Here is an 18,942-nt window from a genome sequence, read left to right as displayed (position 1 = left end):
CGATGCCTTCCATGGGTGCCTCCTTCCCGGGCGCGAGCGCCCTTACCCGAACAGAGTCGAGGAGCCGACCAGCGGCCCCAGGATCGCGAGAAGCATTGCGGGGACGACGAGGGTCCCCAGGGGGACGAGCATCTTGACCGGCACGCGCTCGATGGCCTCCTCGACCTGCGAGCGCTGCTCGTCGCGAAGTGCCTGAGACTGGCGCTCGAGGGCCGCGGCGAGCGGCGAGCCGAACTCGAGCGCCTGCGAGACCGTCGCGGCGAAGCTCTCGAGCGACGCAACCCCCAGCTCGGACGCCACGCGGGAGAGCGCGTCCTGCCTGCTCTCGGCGCCAAGCCTCCAGGAGAGCTGGGCCTCGGCGAGGGCGGCGGCGAGGTCGTCGTCGTAGCGCTCGCAGTAGAGCTCGAGCGAGGCGTCGAACGACAGGCCCGACGAGAGGCCGAGCGTGAGCACGTCAAGAAGGGTCGGCATCTCCCTCAGGCAGCGCGCCCTTCTCGCCTTGAGCTCCTCACGCTCCGCGACCAAGCGCAGGGGCGCGAGCGTGCGAAGCCGGACGAGGACGCCCTCGCCTGCGCGGGGCCTCGTGCGCGCTCCGCTCGCGGCCGCCTTGGGCGAGCAGAGGAAGAACGCCGACGCAAACGTCGTCGCGGCCGCGAGCGAGCAGGTCGCGAGTGCCTCGGCGCCCATCAGACGATCCCCCTCATGAGGGCGCGGATCGAGACGACCGCGACGGCATCGAGGACGGCGGCGACCAGGATGCAGCCGAGCCCGACCGGCGTCATGACGCCGCGCTGGAAGTCGGGCGAGATGAGCGAGAGCGTGCCGACCATGATCGGCGGCAGCGCGCTCACGACGCGCACCGAGAGCCGGACCTGCGCGGTCTTGACCGAGAGCAGGCGCTCGAGCTCGCCCTGGCGCTCGACGAGCGCGGCGGCGCGGTCGAAGAGGGAGCGCAGCGGGGAGCCCGTCCTCTGCGAGATGAGGAGCGCGGTCGTGAGCAGGCCCACGCCTGGCGCATCGAGGTCGCGCGCGAGTCCGCCCAACGCCTCCTCCGCAGAAGAGCCGCACCTGAGGCGAAGCGATGCGTTGGCAAACGCGTGCGCGGCCGGCCCCCTCTCGTGGGCGGCAAGGTACTCCACCGCCTGCGAGAGCGTCTCGCCGGAGGCGAGTGCCATCGAGAGCGTCCTGAACACGGACGGCATGGAGCGCACCAGCTCGGCCTTGCGCCTGCGCTCGCGAGCCGCGTCCATGGCGGGAATGCCGACGGCGAGCGCGACGGCGGCCACGACCGCGCCGACGAGGGAGCGCGAGACGAGCGAGAGGAGCGCCGCCGCAAGGACGGAGAGAAGCACGAGGAGCGACACCGCCTCGTCGTCGGAGGCTCCCTGCAGCCCCGCACGCTCGCACAGCTCGAGAGACGTGCGGACCCAGGACGGCCGACGGGCGAGGGCCCGGACGAGGGGAAGGCGGGCCACGCCCCGCACGACCCCCCTCACCCTCCGTCCCGCGCGAAGGCGGCGCAGGGCACGGGGCGTGGGAGCGCCGGATGAACGCGCGAGGGCGAAGGCGCAGAGCCATGCCGTCAGGCCGCAGGCCGCGGCGATTGCGATCTCCATGCGCGCACCTCCTCCTCTGTCGCGACCCCCGCCTCGACCACCTGGGCGACGAACGGCGGCTCCCTCACGAGGGTCCACGTGCGCGCCGCCTGGTCGAAGTCGACGAGCGTCTCGAGGCTCACCCCCCCGTCCTCGGCACGGCTCACCCCGGCCATGGAGGTGATGCACCTCGAGCCGTCGGGAAAGCGGTTCGACATGACGATCAGGTCGATCGCGGTCGCCACCTGCTCCTCGATGATGTCGGTGGGTAGGTCCATGCCGAATCGCGCCATGAGGACGAGCCTCAGGATCGCCTCCTCAGGGGTGCCCGCATGCAGCGTGGTGAGCGACCCGTCGTGGCCCGAGTTCATGGCCTGGAGCATGTCGATCGTCTCGCCCGAGCGGACCTCCCCGACGACGATGCGGTCGGGGCGCATGCGCAGCGCGTTCTTGACGAGGTCGCGGATCGTGATCTCGCCCGTTCCCTCGATCGAGGCGTCGCGCGCCTCGAGGCGCACCACGTCGGGATGGGCGTCGAAGCGCAGCTCCGCCGAGTCCTCGATCGTGACGATGCGCTCCCCCTTGTCGATCTCGCACGACAGCGCGTTCAGAAGCGTCGTCTTGCCCGAGCCCGTGCCGCCGGCGACCGCGATGTCCTTGCGCGACCTGACAGCCCACGTGAGCAGCCTCGCGTACCAGGACGGGATCGAGCCGAGCTCGACGAGCCGCCCGAGCGACGTGATGCGGTTCGAGAACTTTCTGATGGTGACGGCCGGGCCGTTGATGGCCACCGGGTCGGCCACGGCGTTCACGCGGTCGCCGTTCGAGAGGCGCGCGTTCACGATGGGGTTGGCGCGGTCGAGCCTGCGCCCGAGCGGTGCCAGGATGCGGTCGATCGCCATGAGCACCTGCTCGGTCGACTCGAACGTCGCGTCGGAGCGGCAGAGCCTCCCCTCGCGCTCGAAGAAGATCGTGTCCGGCCCGTTCACGATGACCTCGCTCACCGAGTCGTCGTCGAGAAGCGGCTGGATGGGCCCGAGGCCGCATACCCCGTCGATGACCTCGCGCGCGAGACGCTCGCGCTCCTCGGCGAGAAGCGTGTCGTAGCGCTGGTCGTTGAGGATGGCGGAGCAGGTGACCGCCAGCTCCGACCTCACGTGGGACGTGTCCTCGGTGGACAGCATGTGGGCGATCGCGTCGAGGCCCAGCCTGTCGATGAGATCCGACCTGAGCGCAGACCTGAGGGCGCCGAGTCGCGCGGCGCTCGCGGCACCCGCGTCCGGCTCGGGGGCCGTGCGCCTGATTCTCTCGAGCACCGACATCAGAGGGCCGCCTTCCTCTTCGAGAAGAGCGAGAACACGGGCCTGTGGGCGTGGGGCTCGAGCGCGCGGCGTGCCGCCGGGGAGTCGGGCAGGCGCCCGAGCTCGGAGAGGGTCTGCGCGAGCATCGTCTCCACGCCCGAGACGTAGGGGACGTCTCCCGCGACCAGGTCCACTACGTGCCCGGTCGCCAGCATCTCGGACACCTCGGCACCACCGTCCGCCACGGCAAAGGCACGGGCGCCCTCGAGGCCCTCCTCGGCCCTGCCGCGCGAGAGGTCCATCCGCTGGCGCGGGTCCATGAAGTTCTGGACGCGCATGATGCGCGTGCGGGCCACGCCGAGGCGCACCGCAAGCGCGCTCGTCCTCGCGAGCGAGGCCACGGATCCCGAGGCGTCGTCGTGAACCAGCAGCAGGCGGTCGCACCTCTGCACCACCTCGGCGACAGCGTCGGTGAAGGTGGTCGAGGTGTCCGCCACGACGAGGTCGAAGCGCTCAGAGAGATAGGTGAGAAGCTGCCCGACGTGAGGCATGGCCACCTCGCTCATCTCGGGTCGCTCGCAGGGACCCCACAGGAACAGGCCATCGGCACAGCGCGCGCAGCCCCTCCCCATGGCCTCCTCCCGCGGAAGCTCGTCCGAGGCGAGCCGGGCGAGGTCGACCGGCCTGACCCCGAAGCACGTGAAGAGGTTGCCGCAGGAGAGGTCGAGGTCGCAGACGGCGACCCTCAGCCCCCACTTGGAAGCGACCGCGGCGGCCGTCGCGACGAGCGCGGTCTTGCCGACGCCGCCCCTCGAGGACGCGAACGCGAGGATGGGAGCCCTCGATGCGCTCGGGTCCGGCTCGTCGAGGGGAGGCTCGTCCTCGGACGGCGTCGCCTCCGCGGATGCGGGCGCAGGCTCGACCCGCGACGCATGATCGACCCGGCAACCCCTTGCCTCGCCGACCGACGTCGCCGCGGGCCCAGCCTGCGCGTCCGCGGGAGGCGCATCCTGGGCGTCCAGCTCGTCGAGGTCGATGACCTCACTCACGTTCGCGCGGGCGGCCCTGGAGCGCAGCGACCCCGAGGCGCCGCGCACCACGAGCACCACCCTGCTCGCCCGACCGTCGCGGGCGACGGCCGCGGCGAGGTTGAGGTCGGAGACCCCCGCCTCGCTCAGGCCGACGATCGCCCCCACCGTGCCCGGCTCCTCGTCGAGCAGGGAGAGCCTGAGGTCGGCCGCGCTCTCGGCGAACCCGAGGACCGCGAAGGGCTCGATCGAGCGAAGCGCTCGCGCGAGGTCGGTGCGCCCGCTGCGGGACGTGTGTGCAATCCAGACGTCGGTCATCACATCCTCCCCTTCTCCGCCGTGAGGTCGGCGGGTGCCTTGCCTGAGTCTGAGAGCTGCGCCGCGTCGGCGGCAGGCATCACGATCCTGAGGTCCCCCGACGCGCTCGCCGCAAGGACGCGCGTGACGACCTCCGGCGCGACGGCGAGCGTCAGCTGGCCCTGGGAGCCGACCGAGGCGGACTTGGACTGCGGCGGGACGAGGACCGTGAGCCCCTCGGCAATGAGCGAGGAGGAGGTCTCGCGGACCTCGTAGGCGGCGACGGTGGCACCCGCGCGCACGCCGCGCGTGATCCCGAGCTTGTCGGTCACGGGAACGCTCACCGCGACGCGGCCCGAGGGCACGTCCACGGCATCGGACGCGTCGCGAAACGCGAGCTCGGTCACCGGGGCGTTCGCGGCCACCGGAACCGTCACCTCTCGCCCGACGACGTCGTCGAGGTTCGTGATGGCGTTCGCGGGAGCGAGGTCGCAGAGCCAGTCGCGCATCTTGACGTCCGAGGCCGCCACGACGTCGCCCGGCTCGAGCGCGCGCTGCGTCACGGCTAGCGACACGACCTCGCCGCCGTAGCGGGCGATCGCGTCACCGCGCACCTGCTCGGCCTCGGCTCGGACGTGTGAGGCGAACAGCGAGAAGAGCGCCACGACGAGCACAGCGCACGCGGTAGCAAAGACTATGCGGAACCTGAGTGACATGTGAGACCCCTTGGGAGACGAGATCCTTCGCTTGAGGAAATTCTCACTCCGCACAGGCCTCTACCTGCGAACTTTTTAAATTAGCGTTGTCAGTCGCTGGCCCGTTTCTGGCACTTGTCTGAGCACGCAAAAGGGGCAGGTACGAGAAGAGCCCGGCACCAGCTGGCACCAGGCTCTCATGTCGAGGGTATGATGACGCCCCTACAGGACGACGTCGGGGTCGAGGCTCGTCGCGCTCTCGCGCATCTCGGCGGCGAGCGCCACGTAGGCGTCGAAGCGGACCTGGCTGTACTCGCCGGCCTCGAAGCGCCTCCTCACCTCGCAGCCGGGCTCGTGGGTATGGGTGCAGTCGCGGAACCTGCAGTCGAGGGCCGCATCCGCGATCTCGGGGAAGACCTTCGCGAGTCCACGCTCGTGCCCGACGAGCGGAAGGCTGCGCAGGCCCGGCTCGTCCACGACGATCCCGGCACCGGGAAGCGAGACCATGCGGCGGGCCACCGTCGTGTGCCTGCCCGCGTCGTCGGAGTCGCGGACGGCGCCGGTCTCGAGCGCCTCGTGCCCGAGCAGGGCGTTCAGCATCGTCGACTTGCCCGCGCCGGACTCGCCGAGCACGATGGCGCACTCGCCCTCGGGGACGAGCGAGCGGGCGCCGTCCTCTCCCCAGCGCGCGCCATGCTCGAGGGCCACGCGCTCGAGGGCCGCGACGTCGGCCCCGTCCTCGGGCGCGGCGGCCATGACGACGACGTGCACGGAGGAGCCGATCGCCTCGTGGATGAGGTCGATGTCACGGGCGAGCTCCTCCTCGCTCACGCGGTCGGCCTTGGTGAGGACCACCGAGACCTCGACGCCGCAGTCGCGCGCGATGACCGCGCTGCGCACGACGCGCTCGAAGAAGACCTCGCGCGCGCCGAGCGGCTGGACGACGAGAACCGTGTCGACGTTGGCGGCGAGCGTCTGCTTCTTGCCGCGCGAGCCGCCCTTCCAGCGGGCGACGTCGCTCTCACGCGTGAGGATCTTGCAGAGCAGCCCCATGTCGTGGCCCGCAGGATGGCGCGCCACGACCCAGTCGCCCACGGCGACGTTGGAGTTGTCGGAGCCCTTCGTGAGGGCTGCGGAGAACTCGCACCTCGTTACGCTCTTCTCGCCCAAAACGGCGGGAAAGCCGCGGTCGAGCCTGACCACGCAGGCGAGCTCGACCTCGGAGGGGTCCACCCCCTCCTGCGAGGCGAGGCGGTCGCGCTCGGCCTCGAACTCGGCGCGCTGGGCCTCGCTGGGAGACAGCTCGCCGGGGGCGGGCAGGTCGATGAGGGACGAGAGCGCCGGCAAGGCCTCGGGGGCCCTGCCGGCGTCGCGGCGCCTACCTTGTTTGCGTGAGCGCTTGGCCATTGGTTACTTGCCCTTCTCGACCGCTCGCATAATGGCCTTCTCGATCTCGACGATCGGGATGATGACGAAGGCGAGGCCCATGGCGATCGCGTACTCCCTGATGCTGATCTCGGCGAAGCCGAAGGCGTGGGAGAGCGGGGTCTCGATGACGACGAAGGTGAGGATGAGCGCGACGACGAAGGAGCCCCAGAGCCACAGGTTCTGCCTCTTGAGCCTGAAGATGGACTCTCGGCGGCTGCGCATGTTGAGCGAGTGGAACATCTCGACCATCGACAGCGTGAGGAACGCCATGGTCATGCCGTGGATGCCGGCCTTGGGGTCGGCGAGGACCTGGCTGATGTCGAAGGTGCCGAACTCGAGGTAGTGGCCGATGAAGTAGCTCAGGAGGGTGAGCGCGGCGATGATGACGCCCTGGACGAGGGTGTCGACGCCGAGGCCGCCGGAGAAGATGCCGTCCCTGGAGTCGCGGGGCTTGCGCTTCATGATGCCCGGCTCGGCGCCCTCGGTGGCCATGGCCAGCGCCGGCAGCGAGTCGGTGATCAGGTTGATCCAGAGCAGGTGCGTGGGCTCCAGGATCGTGAAGCCGACGAGGGATGCCACGAACACGGAGATGACCTCGGCGAGGTTCGAGGAGAGCAGGAACTGGATGCACTTGCGGATGTTGTCGTAGATCCTGCGACCCTCCTCGCAGGCGTGGATGATGGTCGCGAAGTTGTCGTCGGCGAGGACCATGTCGGCGACGTTCTTGGTGACGTCGGTGCCGGTGATGCCCATGCCGATGCCGATGTCGGCGCGCTTGATGGAGGGCGCGTCGTTCACGCCGTCGCCGGTCATGGCGACGACCTTGTCGCGGCGCTTCCACGCGTCGACGATGCGGGTCTTGTGCTCGGGTTGGACGCGGGCGTAGACGCCGAAGCGCTCGACGGCCTCGACGAGCTCGTCGTCGGAGATCTTGTCGAGGTCGGCGCCCGTGATGGCCTGGGAGGCGTCCTTCACGACGCCGAGCTCGCGCGCGATGGCGACGGCGGTGTCGATGTGGTCGCCGGTGATCATGACGACGCGGATGCCGGCGGAGTGGGCCTCCTCGATCGCGTCCTTAACCTCGGGGCGGACCGGGTCGATCATGCCGCAGAGGCCGATGAAGGTCATGTCGTGCTCGAGCGCCTCGGGCGAGAAGTCCGTCGGCGCGGTCGTGCCGTAGTTGACGCGGGCCGCAGCCATCACGCGCAGGGCGTCGTCGGCCATGGCCTTGTTCTGCTCCATGACCTTCTCGCGCCACTCGTCGGTGAGGGGCACGTCGCCCTCCTTGGTGCGGATCTTGGTGCAGCGCGCGAGGACGACGTCGGGACCGCCCTTGGTGTGCTGGATGTAGTTTCCGTCGGGGGCCTGGTTGACGACGGACATCATCTTGCGGCCGGAGTCGAAGGGCGCCTCGCCCACGCGGGGGTTGGCGGCGTCGAGGTCGGTCGTCGTGAAGCCGATCTTGGCGGCGTCGGCGACCAGCGCGGCCTCGGTGGGCTCGCCCACGGCCACCTCAGCGACGGAATCCCACTTGGCGTCGGAGCACAGCGCCATGGTGCGCACGAGCCTCGACTGGTCCCAGGTGAAGTGGCGGACGACCGTCATCTTGTTCTGCGTGAGGGTGCCGGTCTTGTCGGAGCAGATGATCTGCGTGCAGCCGAGGGTCTCGACCGCGGAGAGCTTGCGGATGATGGCGTTCTTCTCGCTCATCTTGGTGACGCCCATGGAGAGGACGATGGTGACGACGGCCGCGAGGCCCTCGGGGATGGCGGCGACGGCGAGCGAGACGGCCACCATGAAGGTGTCGAGCACGAGCGTGATGTCCGAGAGGAACGCGCCGCCGTACTTGATGAAGCCGGTGAGGAAGATGACGACGGAGATGCCCACGACCAGGAGCGTCAGGATCTTGGAGAGCTCGGTGAGCTTCTTCTGGAGCGGCGTCTCCTCGTCGGCGGCCTGCGAGAGGGCGTCGGCGATCTTGCCCATCTCGGTGTCCATGCCGGTCGCGACGACGACGGCACGGCCGCGGCCGTAGACCACGACCGAGCCCATGTAGCACATGTTCTTGCGGTCGCCGAGGGGGACGTCGTCCGTGCCCTCGGGGACGCTCAGGGCCGCGACCACCTTGTCGGCGGGGACGGACTCGCCGGTAAGGGCGGCCTCCTCGATCTTGAGGCTCGCGGCCTCGAGCAGGCGGCAGTCGGCCGGGACGGCGTCGCCGGCCTCGAGCAGGATGACGTCGCCGACGACGAGCTCGGCGGAGGGAAGCGTGACGATCTTGCCGTCGCGCACGACCTTCGACATCGCGGCGGACATCTCCTGCAGCGCGGAGAGCGCCTCCTCCGCCTTGGACTCCTGCACGACGCCGAGCACGGAGTTGAGGATGACGACGAACATGATGATGATGACGTCGGCGAAGTCGGCCTCGCCCTTGGCGATGCCGGTCGCCGCGGAGATGGCGGCGGCCACGATCAGCATGATGATCATGGGGTCGGCCATCTGCTGGAAGAATCGGACGATGAGCGGGGTCTTCTCGGCCTCCTTGAGCTTGTTGAGGCCGTCGCGCTCGAGGCGCGCGGACGCCTCGGCGGCGGAAAGGCCGCTCTTCTCGTCAGACTTGACCTCGGAAAGCACGTCCTCGGTCTCTTGCAGGTACTCTCTCACGATTCCCTCCTGGGTTGGGTATGCCCGGCAGATTGATGCCCGATCATAATTCCCCAGGAGGGGCAAGGGCTCACCAAGGCTGCCATGCCGGGCAGCCAGTACGACATGACAAATAGTACCAAAGGCCGACGAGGCGTCGGCAGGCCTTCACACATAGGTTCGCGCGCGAGGGCGGGCCGGGGGCGGGCGTGGACCGCAGCTAAGCGTGCCATCGGGGAGGCCTCCCGCATGAGGACGGCCCGGCGCATCGAACGGGGCCGAGGTATGGAGGAAATGTATCGTATGCGCTAGACAACCAGTTGAATGAATACACACGAGCACTAAATCGAGCGTATGAGCCCTCCCCTGCTGTAAAATCGGCAAAGCATGATTTTGTTAGAGCGTTGAAAGGAAATGGGAATGAAGGTTCTCTTCTACGGCACCAAGAGCTACGATCGCCAGTCCTTCGAGAAGGAGCTCGTCGACTACCCTGATGTCCAGATCGAGTTTGTGGAGACGAACCTGACCCCCGTCACGGCCGCCCTCGCCCAGGGCTACGACGCCGTCTGCGCCTTCGTCAACGCCGACATCTCGCCGATGACCCTCGAGATCCTCCGCGGCCTCGGCGTCGGGCTCGTTCTCATGCGCTGCGCCGGCTTCGACGCGGTCAACGTCGACTACGCCAAGCAGGTCGGCATGAAGGTCACCCGCGTCCCGGCCTACTCGCCGGAGGCCATCGCCGAGCACGCCATGGCTCTCGCGCTTGCCGCCAACCGCCGCATCCACAAGGGCTATAACCGCGTCCGCGACAACAACTTCGACCTCACCGGCCTCGTCGGCGAGACCCTCCACGGCAAGACCGCCGGCATCATCGGCACCGGCCGCATCGGCGCCGCCCTCTGCCGCATCTGCAAGGGCTTCGGCATGACCGTCCTCGGCTCCGACCTCTACCCCAACCAGTCTCTGGTTGACCAGGGCATCGTTGACGAGTACGTCGACTACGACACCATCTACGCCAAGAGCGACATGATCAGCCTCCACGCCTTCCTCAACGAGGAGAGCCACCACATGATCAACGACGAGTCGATCGCCAAGATGAAGGACGGCGTGATCTTCGTCAACACCGGTCGCGGCGGCCTCGTCGACACCCAGGCCCTCATCCGCGGCATCATCTCCGGCAAGATCGGCGCCGCCGGCCTCGACGTCTACGAGGAGGAGAACGAGAACGTCTACCAGGACCGCGCCGGCGAGGTCATCGACTCCGTCACCGCTCGCCTCTGCTCCTTCCCCAACGTGGTCATGACGAGCCACCAGGCGTTCTTCACCAGCGAGGCCCTCGGCCAGATCGCCCGCGTCACGCTCGACAACGCCCACGCCTATGCAGAGGGTACGGATTTCGTCGACCGCAGCGTCGTCTGCTAGGAAGCGGGACGTATACTCTCTCGCTTAGGTCTCGTCCAGCAACGCGAACCGACACCATGAACCCAAGCTGGCTGGCCCAAAAACCAGCCAGCTCACTTATGACGAAAGGAATGAGATGCAAGACAAGAGAACGAAGATCATCTGCACCATGGGCCCCGCGACCGAGAGTGATGAGGTTCTTCGTGAGCTCATCAAGAACGGCATGAACGTCGCCCGCTTCAACTTCAGCCACGGCTCTCACGCCTACCACCGCAACAACATCGACCGCGTTCGCCGCATCTCCGACGAGCTCGGCATTCCCGTGGCCATCCTGCTCGACACCAAGGGCCCCGAGATCCGCACCGGCGAGCTCGAGGGTCACGAGAAGGTCGAGCTCAAGGCCGGCGAGACGGCCATCATCACCACCGACGAGGGCGTCATGGGCACCGCCGAGCGCTTCTCGCTCGACTACAAGGAGCTGCCCAAGGAGGTCGAGAAGGGCTCCACGATCCTGATCGACGACGGCCTCATCGAGCTCACCGTCGACCACGTCGAGGGCAACGACATGCACTGCGTCATCGAGAACGGCGGCATGCTCGGCGAGCGCAAGGGCGTCAACGTCCCGAACGTCGAGGTCGGCCTCCCCTCCGTCACCGAGCAGGACCGCGCCGACATCATGTTCGGCTGCGAGCTCGGCATCGACGCCATCGCCGCGTCCTTCATCCGCAACGCCAAGGCCGTCGAGGAGATCCGCAACATCTGCGCCGAGAACGGCATGCGCAACGTCTACGTCTTCCCGAAGATCGAGAGCGCCCAGGGCGTGAAGAACTTCGACGAGATCCTCGAGGCCTCCGACGGCATCATGGTCGCCCGTGGCGACCTGGGCGTCGAGGTGCCCGCCTCCCAGGTCCCCCACATCCAGAAGGAGATCATCAGGAAGTGCGGCCTTGCCTACAAGCCCGTCATCACCGCGACCCAGATGCTCGACTCGATGCAGCACAACCCGCGCCCGACGCGCGCCGAGGTCAACGACGTCGCCAACGCCGTCTACGACGGCACCGACTGCGTCATGCTCTCCGGTGAGACCGCTGCCGGCGCCTACCCGGCCGAGGCCGTCAAGATGATGGCCTCCATCTGCCGCGAGACCGAGCACTACCTCGAGGAGCGCCACTCCTTCCACGACCGCGGCGGCCTCTTCAACGTCAACGCCGCGATCGGCCACGCCGCCGTCGACATCGCCGCCCGCGTCGACGCCAAGGTCATCATCTGCCCGACCCACTCCGGCCGCACCGCGCGCCTCATCTCCAACTTCCGCCCGAAGCTGCGCATCGTCGCCATGCCCCCCTCCCAGCACGCCATCCGCAAGACGTGCTTCCTCTGGGGCGTCGAGGCCTTCAAGACGACCGAGCAGGGCTCGCTGTCCGCGACCTGCTACAACGCGCTGACCGTCGCCAAGGAGCGCGGCGTCGTCGAGACCGGCGACCTCGTGGTCATCACCGCCGGCGACCCGCAGACCTCCCCGTCGCTGGGCGACTACATCACGTCGACCAACATGACGATGGTCTCCCAGATCCAGTAGGGATCGCCCACGCGGCCCCGGGCCGCAGCACCGAAACGCGTGCATGACAGAGCCTCCCGTCCAATCGGATGGGAGGCTCTTCTCGTTGGCGTGATTGTCGTGACGAGCGTAGCGGGCGAGAGGAGCGTGCCTCAGCGCTTGGGGGCGTGCCTCAGCGCTCGCAGAGCCATAGGTGGCAGGAGTTGGGCTCGACCTCGGAGCCTGCGCCGAAGTCGTGGAGGGCGCCCGTGGTCAGGTCCGTGGCCTGGCCGCACTGAGCGTCGAAGTGGAAGGTGTAGGGCTCGTCGGCGGCGTTGATCGCGACGATGAGGCGCTCGTGGTCGCTCTTGCGCTGGAAGAGGAGCTGCTTGGGCTGGACGGCGATCTCGGTGTAGTCGCCCCAGGCGAGCGCCTCGGCGCCGGGCTGGCCGGGCGTGCGGGCGTGCGCGAGGGTGGCCACCTGGTCCGTGAGGTCGTTCCACTCGGGCGCGTCGAGGGCGGGGCGCAGCTCGTGGTCGCCGAAGCGCTGCTCGCCCTCGATCCCCCACTCGGATCCGTAGTAGACGCTGGGCACGCCGGGCATGGCGAACATGAGGCCGAAGATCGCGGGCAGGTGGGCCGCGTCGGACAGGCGCGTCGCGATGCGTGGGACGTCGTGGTTGTCGACGAAGTTGAGCAGGTGCTTGCCCGTGTAGAGGTCCCAGGGCTCGCTTCCGCTCTGGCGCTTGAGCGCGTAGGCGACCTCGTACATGTTGGCCTCGTTGAAGGACGACCACAGGCCCTTGTAGGCCTCGTAGTTGGTGACGGAGTCGCAGGCGCGGTCCCCCATCCACTGGTTGTAGTCGCCGAACATGGTCTCGCCCACGAGGACGAACTTGCCGTCGCGCTCGCCAAGGCGCTCGGTGCGCTTGGCGGTCAGCGCGTTGGCGATGTCGCGCAGGTAGCCGAGGTAGCCGATGTCGAGGCAGTAGGCCACGTCGAGGCGCAGGCCGTCGATGTCGAAGGTGGACTCCCAGTCGCGGATCACGGTCGCGAGGTAGTCGTTGAGCGCGAAGTTGGCGTGGTTGAGCTTGACGAGGTAGGGCACGCCCTGCCAGGTCTCGTAGGAGAGGTGGTCGCCGTACTCGTTCTCGCCGCCGAAGTCGATGTTGAACCAGCCGGCGTAGGGGCTCTCCTCGCGCCGCTCGAGGACGTCCTTGAACGCCCAGAAGCCGCGGCCCACGTGGTTGAACACGCCGTCGAGCAGGACCTTGATGCCCGCCTCGTGGCAGGCGTCGACCACGCGGCGCAGGTCGTCGTTGGTGCCGAGGCGCCGGTCGACGACCGTGTAGTCGATGGTGTCGTAGCCGTGGGCCACGCTCTCGAAGACGGGGTTCAGCATGAGGCAAGTCGCGCCCAGCCGCTTCATGTGGTCGACCCAGCCGTTGTCGACGAGCTGCAGGATGCGCGAGACGGGCTCGCTTGCGCAGTCGTTCTCGTACGGGGCGCCGCAGAGCCCCAGCGGATACACCTGATAGACAACGGATTCCTCGTACCAGCTCATGCTTCCTCCCCGATCGGTTCAGGTGGACGGGTGGCCTCAGTCGTGCTGTCGTGCGGTGGTGCTGTCGTGCGGTGGTGCGGACGTGCGATGGTGCTGTCGTGCGGTGGTGCGGTGGTGCGACTCGTGCGGACGTGCGGGCGAGAAGAGCGCAGGCTCTTCTCGGCAGTCATCTGCTAGCTGTAGATGGCGGAGTCCCTGCGCGTCTCGTTGGAGATGACGCAGCGGTTGGCCGGCAGCCACACGCTGCCCCACTCGAAGGGCGTGCCGTCGTCGAGGCGGACCAGCTGGTCTATCTCGAGGACGGGTGCGTGCTCGTCGCAGTCGAGGTAGCCGCCGCGGACCTTGCCGGCCGTGCGCGCGGTGTAGACCATCTCGGAGCGGCCGATCTGGCGCCCGCTCGTGCGCTCGACGGCGGCGAAGAGCGCCTCGTTGTCGAAGTCCGAGCGCTCGATGCCCGGGCAGACGCTGAGGTTGATGTGGCTCTCGATGAACATGACCGCGCGGTTGAGCACGTAGCGCACGCGGCAGAGGTACAGGAAGGGGCTGCCGACCTCGAGCTGGAGGTTCTCGGCGCAGAGGGCGGACGCCTTGCGGATCTCGCGCTCGACGACCTTGGTCTCGAACGTGATGCCCTGGGCGCTCATCGACTCGCCGAACGAGAGGAGCCTGTTCGACGACGGGCGCGCCATGATGGGCTGCACGACGAAGGTGCCGCGGCCGCGCTGCTGGACGAGGAGGCCCTCGTCGACGAGCTGGCGGATGCCCTTCTGGACGGTGCCGCGCGAGAGGTGAAGCATCTCCATCAGCTCGTGCTCGGAGGGGATGGGCTCGTCGACGCCCCACTCCTTGGAGTAGATCTTCTCGCGAACGAAGTCGGAGACCTGCACGTAGAGCAGCTCACCGTCAGACTTGTCAAACCTAGGAGGCATGGATCATCCCTTGCTAGCTCATCAGCGTTGCGCGCATGCCATGGCTGCGCATTGCATGGCTCTCTATTCTATCAGCTATCGCCCGGCGTGCCCGCGAAGCCTGGCCGCGAGGAGCTCGTGCGCCTCGGCGGACGCCTCCGAGAAGAACTGCGGCGTGAGCAGCTCGTAGGTCGGGGTGCCCTCGACGTGGCGCTCGCGGTTCTCCCCCACGACGCGCGCGAGCGAGCGCACGGCTGCGCGCACGTCGACGGCGCTCACCGGGTACTGCGGGAAGGCCGCGGCGGCGGCCAGGAGGTCGTCCGTGGCCTCGAGGCGCGACGTGATGTCGAGGGTGCGCCCGAAGACGTCGAAGTCCCCCTGCTTGAGGATGCGGATCCTCTCGCCCGCCTTAAGGGCACGCTCGGCGAGAAAAGCGCGGGTGTGGGCGTTGTAGACCGCGTCGGTCGCGAGGTGGCACCATGCCCCCAGCACGAGGTCGAGCTCGGCGGCGGGGGCGTCGGGACTTGCGGCGCGCTCGACGTAGCGGCGCCAGAAGGCCTCGTGGTCGGGAAGCGGGATGAACTCGGCCTTCGTCAGGTGCGTCTCGGCGTAGGGGATCTTCCTCGTGATCGGCTGCACCATGTAGCCGACGTAGAGGTCCGGCAGGAGGTTGCCGAAGAGGAACGCGTTGGCGTCGCGCACGCCCAGCGCGGAGGCCCCCTCGCGCGTGAGGAGGCGCTCCACGTGGGCGGTATGTACGTTCCAGCTCGGCATCGGCGCGACCTAGCTGCGGACCTCGCCGCCGGTGGACTTCATCACCTTGGTCACGAGCTTGCCGTGGGCCTTCTCGACCTCCTCGGAGGTGAGGGTGTGGTCGGCCGCGCGGTACGTGAGCGAGAAGGCCATGGACTTCTTGTTCGCGCCCACGCGCACCGGGTCGCGGTAGACGTCAAAGAGGCGGACGTCGGCGAGCAGCTTGCCGCCGGCGCTCTTGATGCGCTGGGTGACCTGCTCGAAGGTCATGTCCTCGTCGACGACGAGGGCGAGGTCGATCGAGACGCCGGGCAGGGTCGGCACGTCCTCGTAGGGAAGCTCGCGCTGCGCGAGGCGCAGGAGCGCCTTGACGGAGAGCTCGAAGGCCACGACCGGAACGTCGATGTCGAAGTTCTTGAGGTTGGCGGGGTGGATGTTGCCGACCCAGCCGAGCAGCTCGCCCTGGGCGATGACCTCGGCGCCACGGCCCGGCTGCAGCCAGCCGTAGGCCTCGGGGTCGGCCGGCTTGAAGCGGACCTTGGTGATGCGCAGGGCCTCGAGGACGCTCTCGACGACGCCCTTGGCGTCGAAGAAGTCGAGCGCCTTGTACTTGCGGCTCCACTGGTCGTCGTCCCACGCGCCGCACATGACGCCGGCCACGTAGCTGGGCTCGTCGGGCTGGCTCTTGTGCTCGTGTCCGAAGAAGACGCGGCCGATCTCGTAGAGGTGCACGTTGGGCACGCCGTGGTCGATGTTGTAGGCGACCGAGCGCAGGAGTCCCGGGATCATGTCGCGGCGCATCTCGGACTGGTCGGCGACGAGCGGGCGCATGATCTTGACGGGCACGCCACGGCCGACCTCGCTCATGCCGAGGCGCGTGAGGTCCTCGGGGTCGGCGAAGTTGTAGGTCGTGGTCTCGGAGAGGCCGCTGGCGCGCAGCACCTGGCCGATCCTGCGGACGCGTTGCTGCTCGACGGTGAGGCCGCCGGCGTGGTTGCGGGCGGCGGGGATGGTCGGCTCGACGTCGCCCTCGCCCCAGAGGCGCAGGATCTCCTCGACGAGGTCGATCTCGCGGGTGAGGTCGGGACGGTTCGTCGGGGCGACGACGTGCATGGCGGCGTGCTCGTCGGAGCCGCGCTCGACGGTGCAGCCGAGGCGCTCGAGGCGACTGGCCATGAACTCGGTCTCGATGGGGGCACCGCAGAGCGAGCGGACGCGGTCGGGGCGCAGGTCCATCTCGGGAGCGGGCACCGGCGCCGGGTAGACGTCGACCTTGCCCTCGCAGACGTCGGCCGAGCAGCACTGCTCGAAGAGGGCGGCGGCGATGTCGGAGACCTCGGCGCAGCGCTCGCCGTCGACCTGTCGCTCGTAGCGGATCGAGGCCTCGCTCATGAGGCCGAGGTTGCGGCTCGTGCGCGAGGTGTGGCCGGAGTCGAAGACGGCGCTCTCGAGCAGGACGTCCACGGTATTCTCGTCCACCTCGGAGTCGAGGCCGCCCATGACGCCCGCGAGCGCGATGGGGGTCTTGCCGTCGTCGGTGATGAGGGCCATGTCGGAGTTGAGCTCGCGCTCCTGGCCGTCGAGGGTGGTGAGCTTCTCGCCGTCGGCGGCGGCACGGACCACGACGTGGCGCTTGCCGTCACGCTCGGCGAGCTTGCCGAGGTCGAAGGCGTGGAGCGGCTGACCGGTCAGGAACATGACGTAGTTGGTGACGTCGACCACGTTGTTGATGGGGCGGGCGCCGGCGGCGACGATGCGGCGGGCGAGCCACTCCGGGCTCGGGCCGATCTTGACGTTGCGCACCACGCGGGCGGTGTAGCGGCCGCAGAGGCTCGCGTCGTCGATCGTCACGTCGACGAGGTCGGCGGTGCGGCCGAACTCGGCGCTCTCGTTCTGGATGGCAGGAAGCTCGATGTGGGTGTCCTCGTCGAGCATGGCCGAGACCTCGGTCGCGATGCCGCACATGGAGAGGCAGTCGGGACGGTTGGGGGTGATCTCGCAGTCGATCACGGTGTCGCTCATCTTGCGCCACTCGCAGAACTCGAGGCCCACAGGGGTGTCCTCGGGAAGGATCATGATGCCGGCGTGGTCGGCGTCGAGGCCGAGCTCGCGGCTCGAGCAGTTCATGCCGAAGGACGCGATGCCGCGGAGCTTGCCCTTCTTGATCTTGACGTCGCCGGGGAGCGTGGCGCCGACGAGCGCGGTGACGGTCTTGTCGCCCTGCTCGAAGTTCTGGGCGCCGCAGACGACCTGCAGCAGCTCGGGCTCGCCCTCCTCGTTGACGTTCCAGGAGCCCACGTCCATCTTGCAGACGAACATGTGGTCGGAGTCGGGATGCGGGACCTTCTCGACCACCTGGGACGTGACGACCCTGGTGATGTCGGCGCCGACGCGCTCGACGGCCTCGACCTCGGTGCCGGTGCGCACGAACTCGGCGACGAGCTCGTTGGGGTCGGACGGGACGTCGACCATGGTCTTGAGCCATTCGTATGAGACACGCATGTGATTTGCCTTTCCTCTGCGGGGCGGGCCCCGCGCTTGGTCTGTTGGGTAGCCGCGACGCGGCCGGGACGCTCTGCTAGAACTGCCTCAGGAAGCGCATGTCGCCGGTCATGAGCATGCGCAGGTCGGGCAGGTCGTAGCGAAGGGCCGCCACGCGCTCCACGCCGATGCCGAAGGCGAAGCCGGAGTACTTCTCGGAATCGATGCCCACGTAGTTGAGGACGTTGGGGTCGACCATGCCGCAGCCCAGGATCTCGAGCCAGCCGGTGTTCTTGCAGAAGCGGCAGCCCTCGCCGTGGCAGACGCCGCAGGAGACGTCGACCTCGCAGCTGGGCTCGGTGAACGGGAAGAAGTGCGGGCGGTAGCGCGTGGCGCGGTCCTTGCCGAAGATCTCGCGGCAGAAGTAGTCGAGGGTGCCCTTGAGGTCGCCGAAGGCGATGCCCTCGTCGACGACGAGGCCCTCGACCTGCGTGAACTGGGGCAGGTGGTTGGCGTCGGCCGTGTCGGGACGGAAGACCGTGCCCGGGCAGATCATGTAGATGGGAGGCTCCTTCTCCTCCATGACGTGCACCTGCACGCCGGAGGTCTGGGTGCGCAGGAGCACGTCGGACTCACCGAGGACGTGGGACTCCTTGCCCTCGGGGGCGTTGTCGACCACGTAGAAGGTGTCCTTGGCCGAGCGACTCGGATGGTCCTCGGGGGCGTTCAGCGCGGTGAAGTTGTAGTAGGTGGTCTCGACGTAGGGGCCGTCCTCGACGGTGTAGCCCAGGCCACAGAAGATGTCCTCGATCTCCTCGCGAATCTGCGAGATGAGGTGCTCGGTGCCGCGCGACAGGCGACGGCCGGGCAGGGTCACGTCGGCGGTCTCGGCCGCGATTTTCTTCTCGAGCAGGGCCTTGCCGAGGGCCACCTTCTGCTGCTTGATGGCGTTGTCGACGTTGGCGCGGACCATGTTGGCGAGCTTGCCCATCTCGGGACGCTGCTCGGGCGGGACCTTGCCCATCATGTGCATGATCGCGGTGAGCGAGCCCTTCTTACCGAGGGCGGCGACGCGAAGCTTCTCGAGGTCCTCGAGCGTCTGCACGCCCTTGAGCTCCGCCTCCACCTTTTCCTGAATCGCCTTCAGGTCGTCGGACATTGACATCGAATAGCCCCTTTCAAACAAAAAAACGTCCCTGAGCACTCTGCCCAAGGACGGATTATCCGCGGTACCACCTTGATTGATGTTCACGTTTTCTCTCGCGAGCACCCACTCGTTGAGCCCCGTGCCGTGGGGCGGACGGCTTCCCT

Annotated in this window: 14 protein-coding genes; 2 read left to right on the top strand and 12 right to left on the bottom strand. The window is 68.3% G+C overall.

Annotated elements, in window-relative coordinates; translation table 11 throughout:
* Nucleotides 1–42 precede the first annotated feature (42 nt).
* The 7 genes from M5D76_RS04350 to M5D76_RS04320 form a co-directional block, all read right to left on the bottom strand.
* The gene (locus tag M5D76_RS04350) at nt 43–687 is read right to left on the bottom strand and encodes a type II secretion system F family protein (RefSeq protein ID WP_248922158.1); all 645 of its coding nucleotides are present in this window, start codon (nt 685–687) and stop codon (nt 43–45) included.
* A complete protein-coding gene (locus M5D76_RS04345; protein ID WP_248922157.1) occupies nt 687–1,616 on the bottom strand; it encodes a type II secretion system F family protein in 930 nt (309 codons plus the stop codon). Before M5D76_RS04345 ends, M5D76_RS04350 begins: the two co-directional genes overlap by 1 nt.
* Nucleotides 1,583–2,917, bottom strand: coding sequence for a TadA family conjugal transfer-associated ATPase (locus M5D76_RS04340; RefSeq protein ID WP_248922156.1), 1,335 nt, complete (start codon nt 2,915–2,917; stop codon nt 1,583–1,585). Before M5D76_RS04340 ends, M5D76_RS04345 begins: the two co-directional genes overlap by 34 nt.
* Nucleotides 2,917–4,242, bottom strand: coding sequence for a nucleotide-binding protein (locus M5D76_RS04335; RefSeq protein ID WP_248922155.1), 1,326 nt, complete (start codon nt 4,240–4,242; stop codon nt 2,917–2,919). The genes M5D76_RS04340 and M5D76_RS04335 overlap by 1 nt, the downstream gene beginning before the upstream one ends.
* Complete coding sequence (locus M5D76_RS04330) at nt 4,242–4,937, bottom strand: SAF domain-containing protein (protein WP_248922154.1); 696 nt, start codon at nt 4,935–4,937, stop codon at nt 4,242–4,244. The genes M5D76_RS04335 and M5D76_RS04330 overlap by 1 nt, the downstream gene beginning before the upstream one ends.
* 201 nt (nt 4,938–5,138) lie before the next feature.
* Nucleotides 5,139–6,323, bottom strand: a complete 1,185-nt coding sequence (gene rsgA / locus M5D76_RS04325) for a ribosome small subunit-dependent GTPase A (RefSeq protein WP_248922153.1) — start codon at nt 6,321–6,323, stop codon at nt 5,139–5,141.
* A gap of 3 nt (nt 6,324–6,326) precedes the next feature.
* Nucleotides 6,327–9,008 (bottom strand): cation-translocating P-type ATPase, encoded by a 2,682-nt coding sequence (locus M5D76_RS04320; protein ID WP_248922152.1) that lies wholly within the window; start codon nt 9,006–9,008, stop codon nt 6,327–6,329.
* 399 nt (nt 9,009–9,407) lie between these two features.
* On the opposite strand from M5D76_RS04320, the gene M5D76_RS04315 reads away from it, so the two are divergent.
* Both M5D76_RS04315 and pyk read left to right on the top strand, forming a co-directional pair.
* Nucleotides 9,408–10,409, top strand: coding sequence for a 2-hydroxyacid dehydrogenase (locus M5D76_RS04315; RefSeq protein ID WP_248922151.1), 1,002 nt, complete (start codon nt 9,408–9,410; stop codon nt 10,407–10,409).
* A gap of 115 nt (nt 10,410–10,524) precedes the next feature.
* Nucleotides 10,525–11,967 (top strand): pyruvate kinase, encoded by a 1,443-nt coding sequence (gene pyk / locus M5D76_RS04310; RefSeq protein ID WP_248922150.1) that lies wholly within the window; start codon nt 10,525–10,527, stop codon nt 11,965–11,967.
* Between the two features lie 151 nt (nt 11,968–12,118).
* On the opposite strand, the gene M5D76_RS04305 is transcribed toward pyk, so the two are convergent.
* From M5D76_RS04305 to pheS, 5 genes are all read right to left on the bottom strand, one after another.
* A complete protein-coding gene (locus M5D76_RS04305) occupies nt 12,119–13,489 on the bottom strand; it encodes an alpha-amylase family glycosyl hydrolase (protein ID WP_248922149.1) in 1,371 nt (456 codons plus the stop codon).
* 173 nt (nt 13,490–13,662) lie between these two features.
* Nucleotides 13,663–14,418, bottom strand: coding sequence for a GntR family transcriptional regulator (locus tag M5D76_RS04300; protein WP_248922148.1), 756 nt, complete (start codon nt 14,416–14,418; stop codon nt 13,663–13,665).
* A 75-nt stretch (nt 14,419–14,493) separates the two neighbouring features.
* Nucleotides 14,494–15,171 carry a hypothetical protein gene (locus tag M5D76_RS04295; RefSeq protein ID WP_248922147.1) on the bottom strand — a complete coding sequence of 226 codons (678 nt, stop codon included), beginning with the start codon at nt 15,169–15,171 and terminating at the stop codon, nt 14,494–14,496.
* Between the two features lie 9 nt (nt 15,172–15,180).
* Entirely contained in the window at nt 15,181–17,652 is a 2,472-nt protein-coding gene (pheT, locus tag M5D76_RS04290; protein ID WP_248922146.1) for a phenylalanine--tRNA ligase subunit beta, read from the bottom strand.
* A 76-nt stretch (nt 17,653–17,728) separates the two neighbouring features.
* Entirely contained in the window at nt 17,729–18,796 is a 1,068-nt protein-coding gene (gene pheS / locus M5D76_RS04285) for a phenylalanine--tRNA ligase subunit alpha (RefSeq protein WP_283102017.1), read from the bottom strand.
* Nucleotides 18,797–18,942 lie beyond the last annotated feature (146 nt).

Origin of the sequence: Olsenella intestinalis, assembly GCF_023276655.1 — a bacterium.
Lineage (GTDB): Bacteria > Actinomycetota > Coriobacteriia > Coriobacteriales > Atopobiaceae > Olsenella_J > Olsenella_J intestinalis.
This window is presented reverse-complemented; position numbering and strand designations above follow the sequence as displayed.

Excerpts from the sequence above, each read along its gene's own strand:
- M5D76_RS04295 (WP_248922147.1), bottom strand. The coding sequence starts at position 15,171 with ATGCCGAGCTGGAACGTACATACCGCCCACGTGGAGCGCCTCCTCACG.
- M5D76_RS04305 (WP_248922149.1), bottom strand. The coding sequence starts at position 13,489 with ATGAGCTGGTACGAGGAATCCGTTGTCTATCAGGTGTATCCGCTGGGG.
- M5D76_RS04335 (WP_248922155.1), bottom strand. The coding sequence starts at position 4,242 with ATGACCGACGTCTGGATTGCACACACGTCCCGCAGCGGGCGCACCGAC.
- M5D76_RS04330 (WP_248922154.1), bottom strand. The coding sequence starts at position 4,937 with ATGTCACTCAGGTTCCGCATAGTCTTTGCTACCGCGTGCGCTGTGCTC.
- pheT (WP_248922146.1), bottom strand. The coding sequence starts at position 17,652 with ATGCGTGTCTCATACGAATGGCTCAAGACCATGGTCGACGTCCCGTCC.
- M5D76_RS04315 (WP_248922151.1), top strand. The coding sequence starts at position 9,408 with ATGAAGGTTCTCTTCTACGGCACCAAGAGCTACGATCGCCAGTCCTTC.
- M5D76_RS04350 (WP_248922158.1), bottom strand. The coding sequence starts at position 687 with ATGGGCGCCGAGGCACTCGCGACCTGCTCGCTCGCGGCCGCGACGACG.
- M5D76_RS04345 (WP_248922157.1), bottom strand. The coding sequence starts at position 1,616 with ATGGAGATCGCAATCGCCGCGGCCTGCGGCCTGACGGCATGGCTCTGC.
- rsgA (WP_248922153.1), bottom strand. The coding sequence starts at position 6,323 with ATGGCCAAGCGCTCACGCAAACAAGGTAGGCGCCGCGACGCCGGCAGG.
- pyk (WP_248922150.1), top strand. The coding sequence starts at position 10,525 with ATGCAAGACAAGAGAACGAAGATCATCTGCACCATGGGCCCCGCGACC.
- M5D76_RS04300 (WP_248922148.1), bottom strand. The coding sequence starts at position 14,418 with ATGCCTCCTAGGTTTGACAAGTCTGACGGTGAGCTGCTCTACGTGCAG.
- pheS (WP_283102017.1), bottom strand. The coding sequence starts at position 18,796 with ATGTCAATGTCCGACGACCTGAAGGCGATTCAGGAAAAGGTGGAGGCG.
- M5D76_RS04340 (WP_248922156.1), bottom strand. The coding sequence starts at position 2,917 with ATGTCGGTGCTCGAGAGAATCAGGCGCACGGCCCCCGAGCCGGACGCG.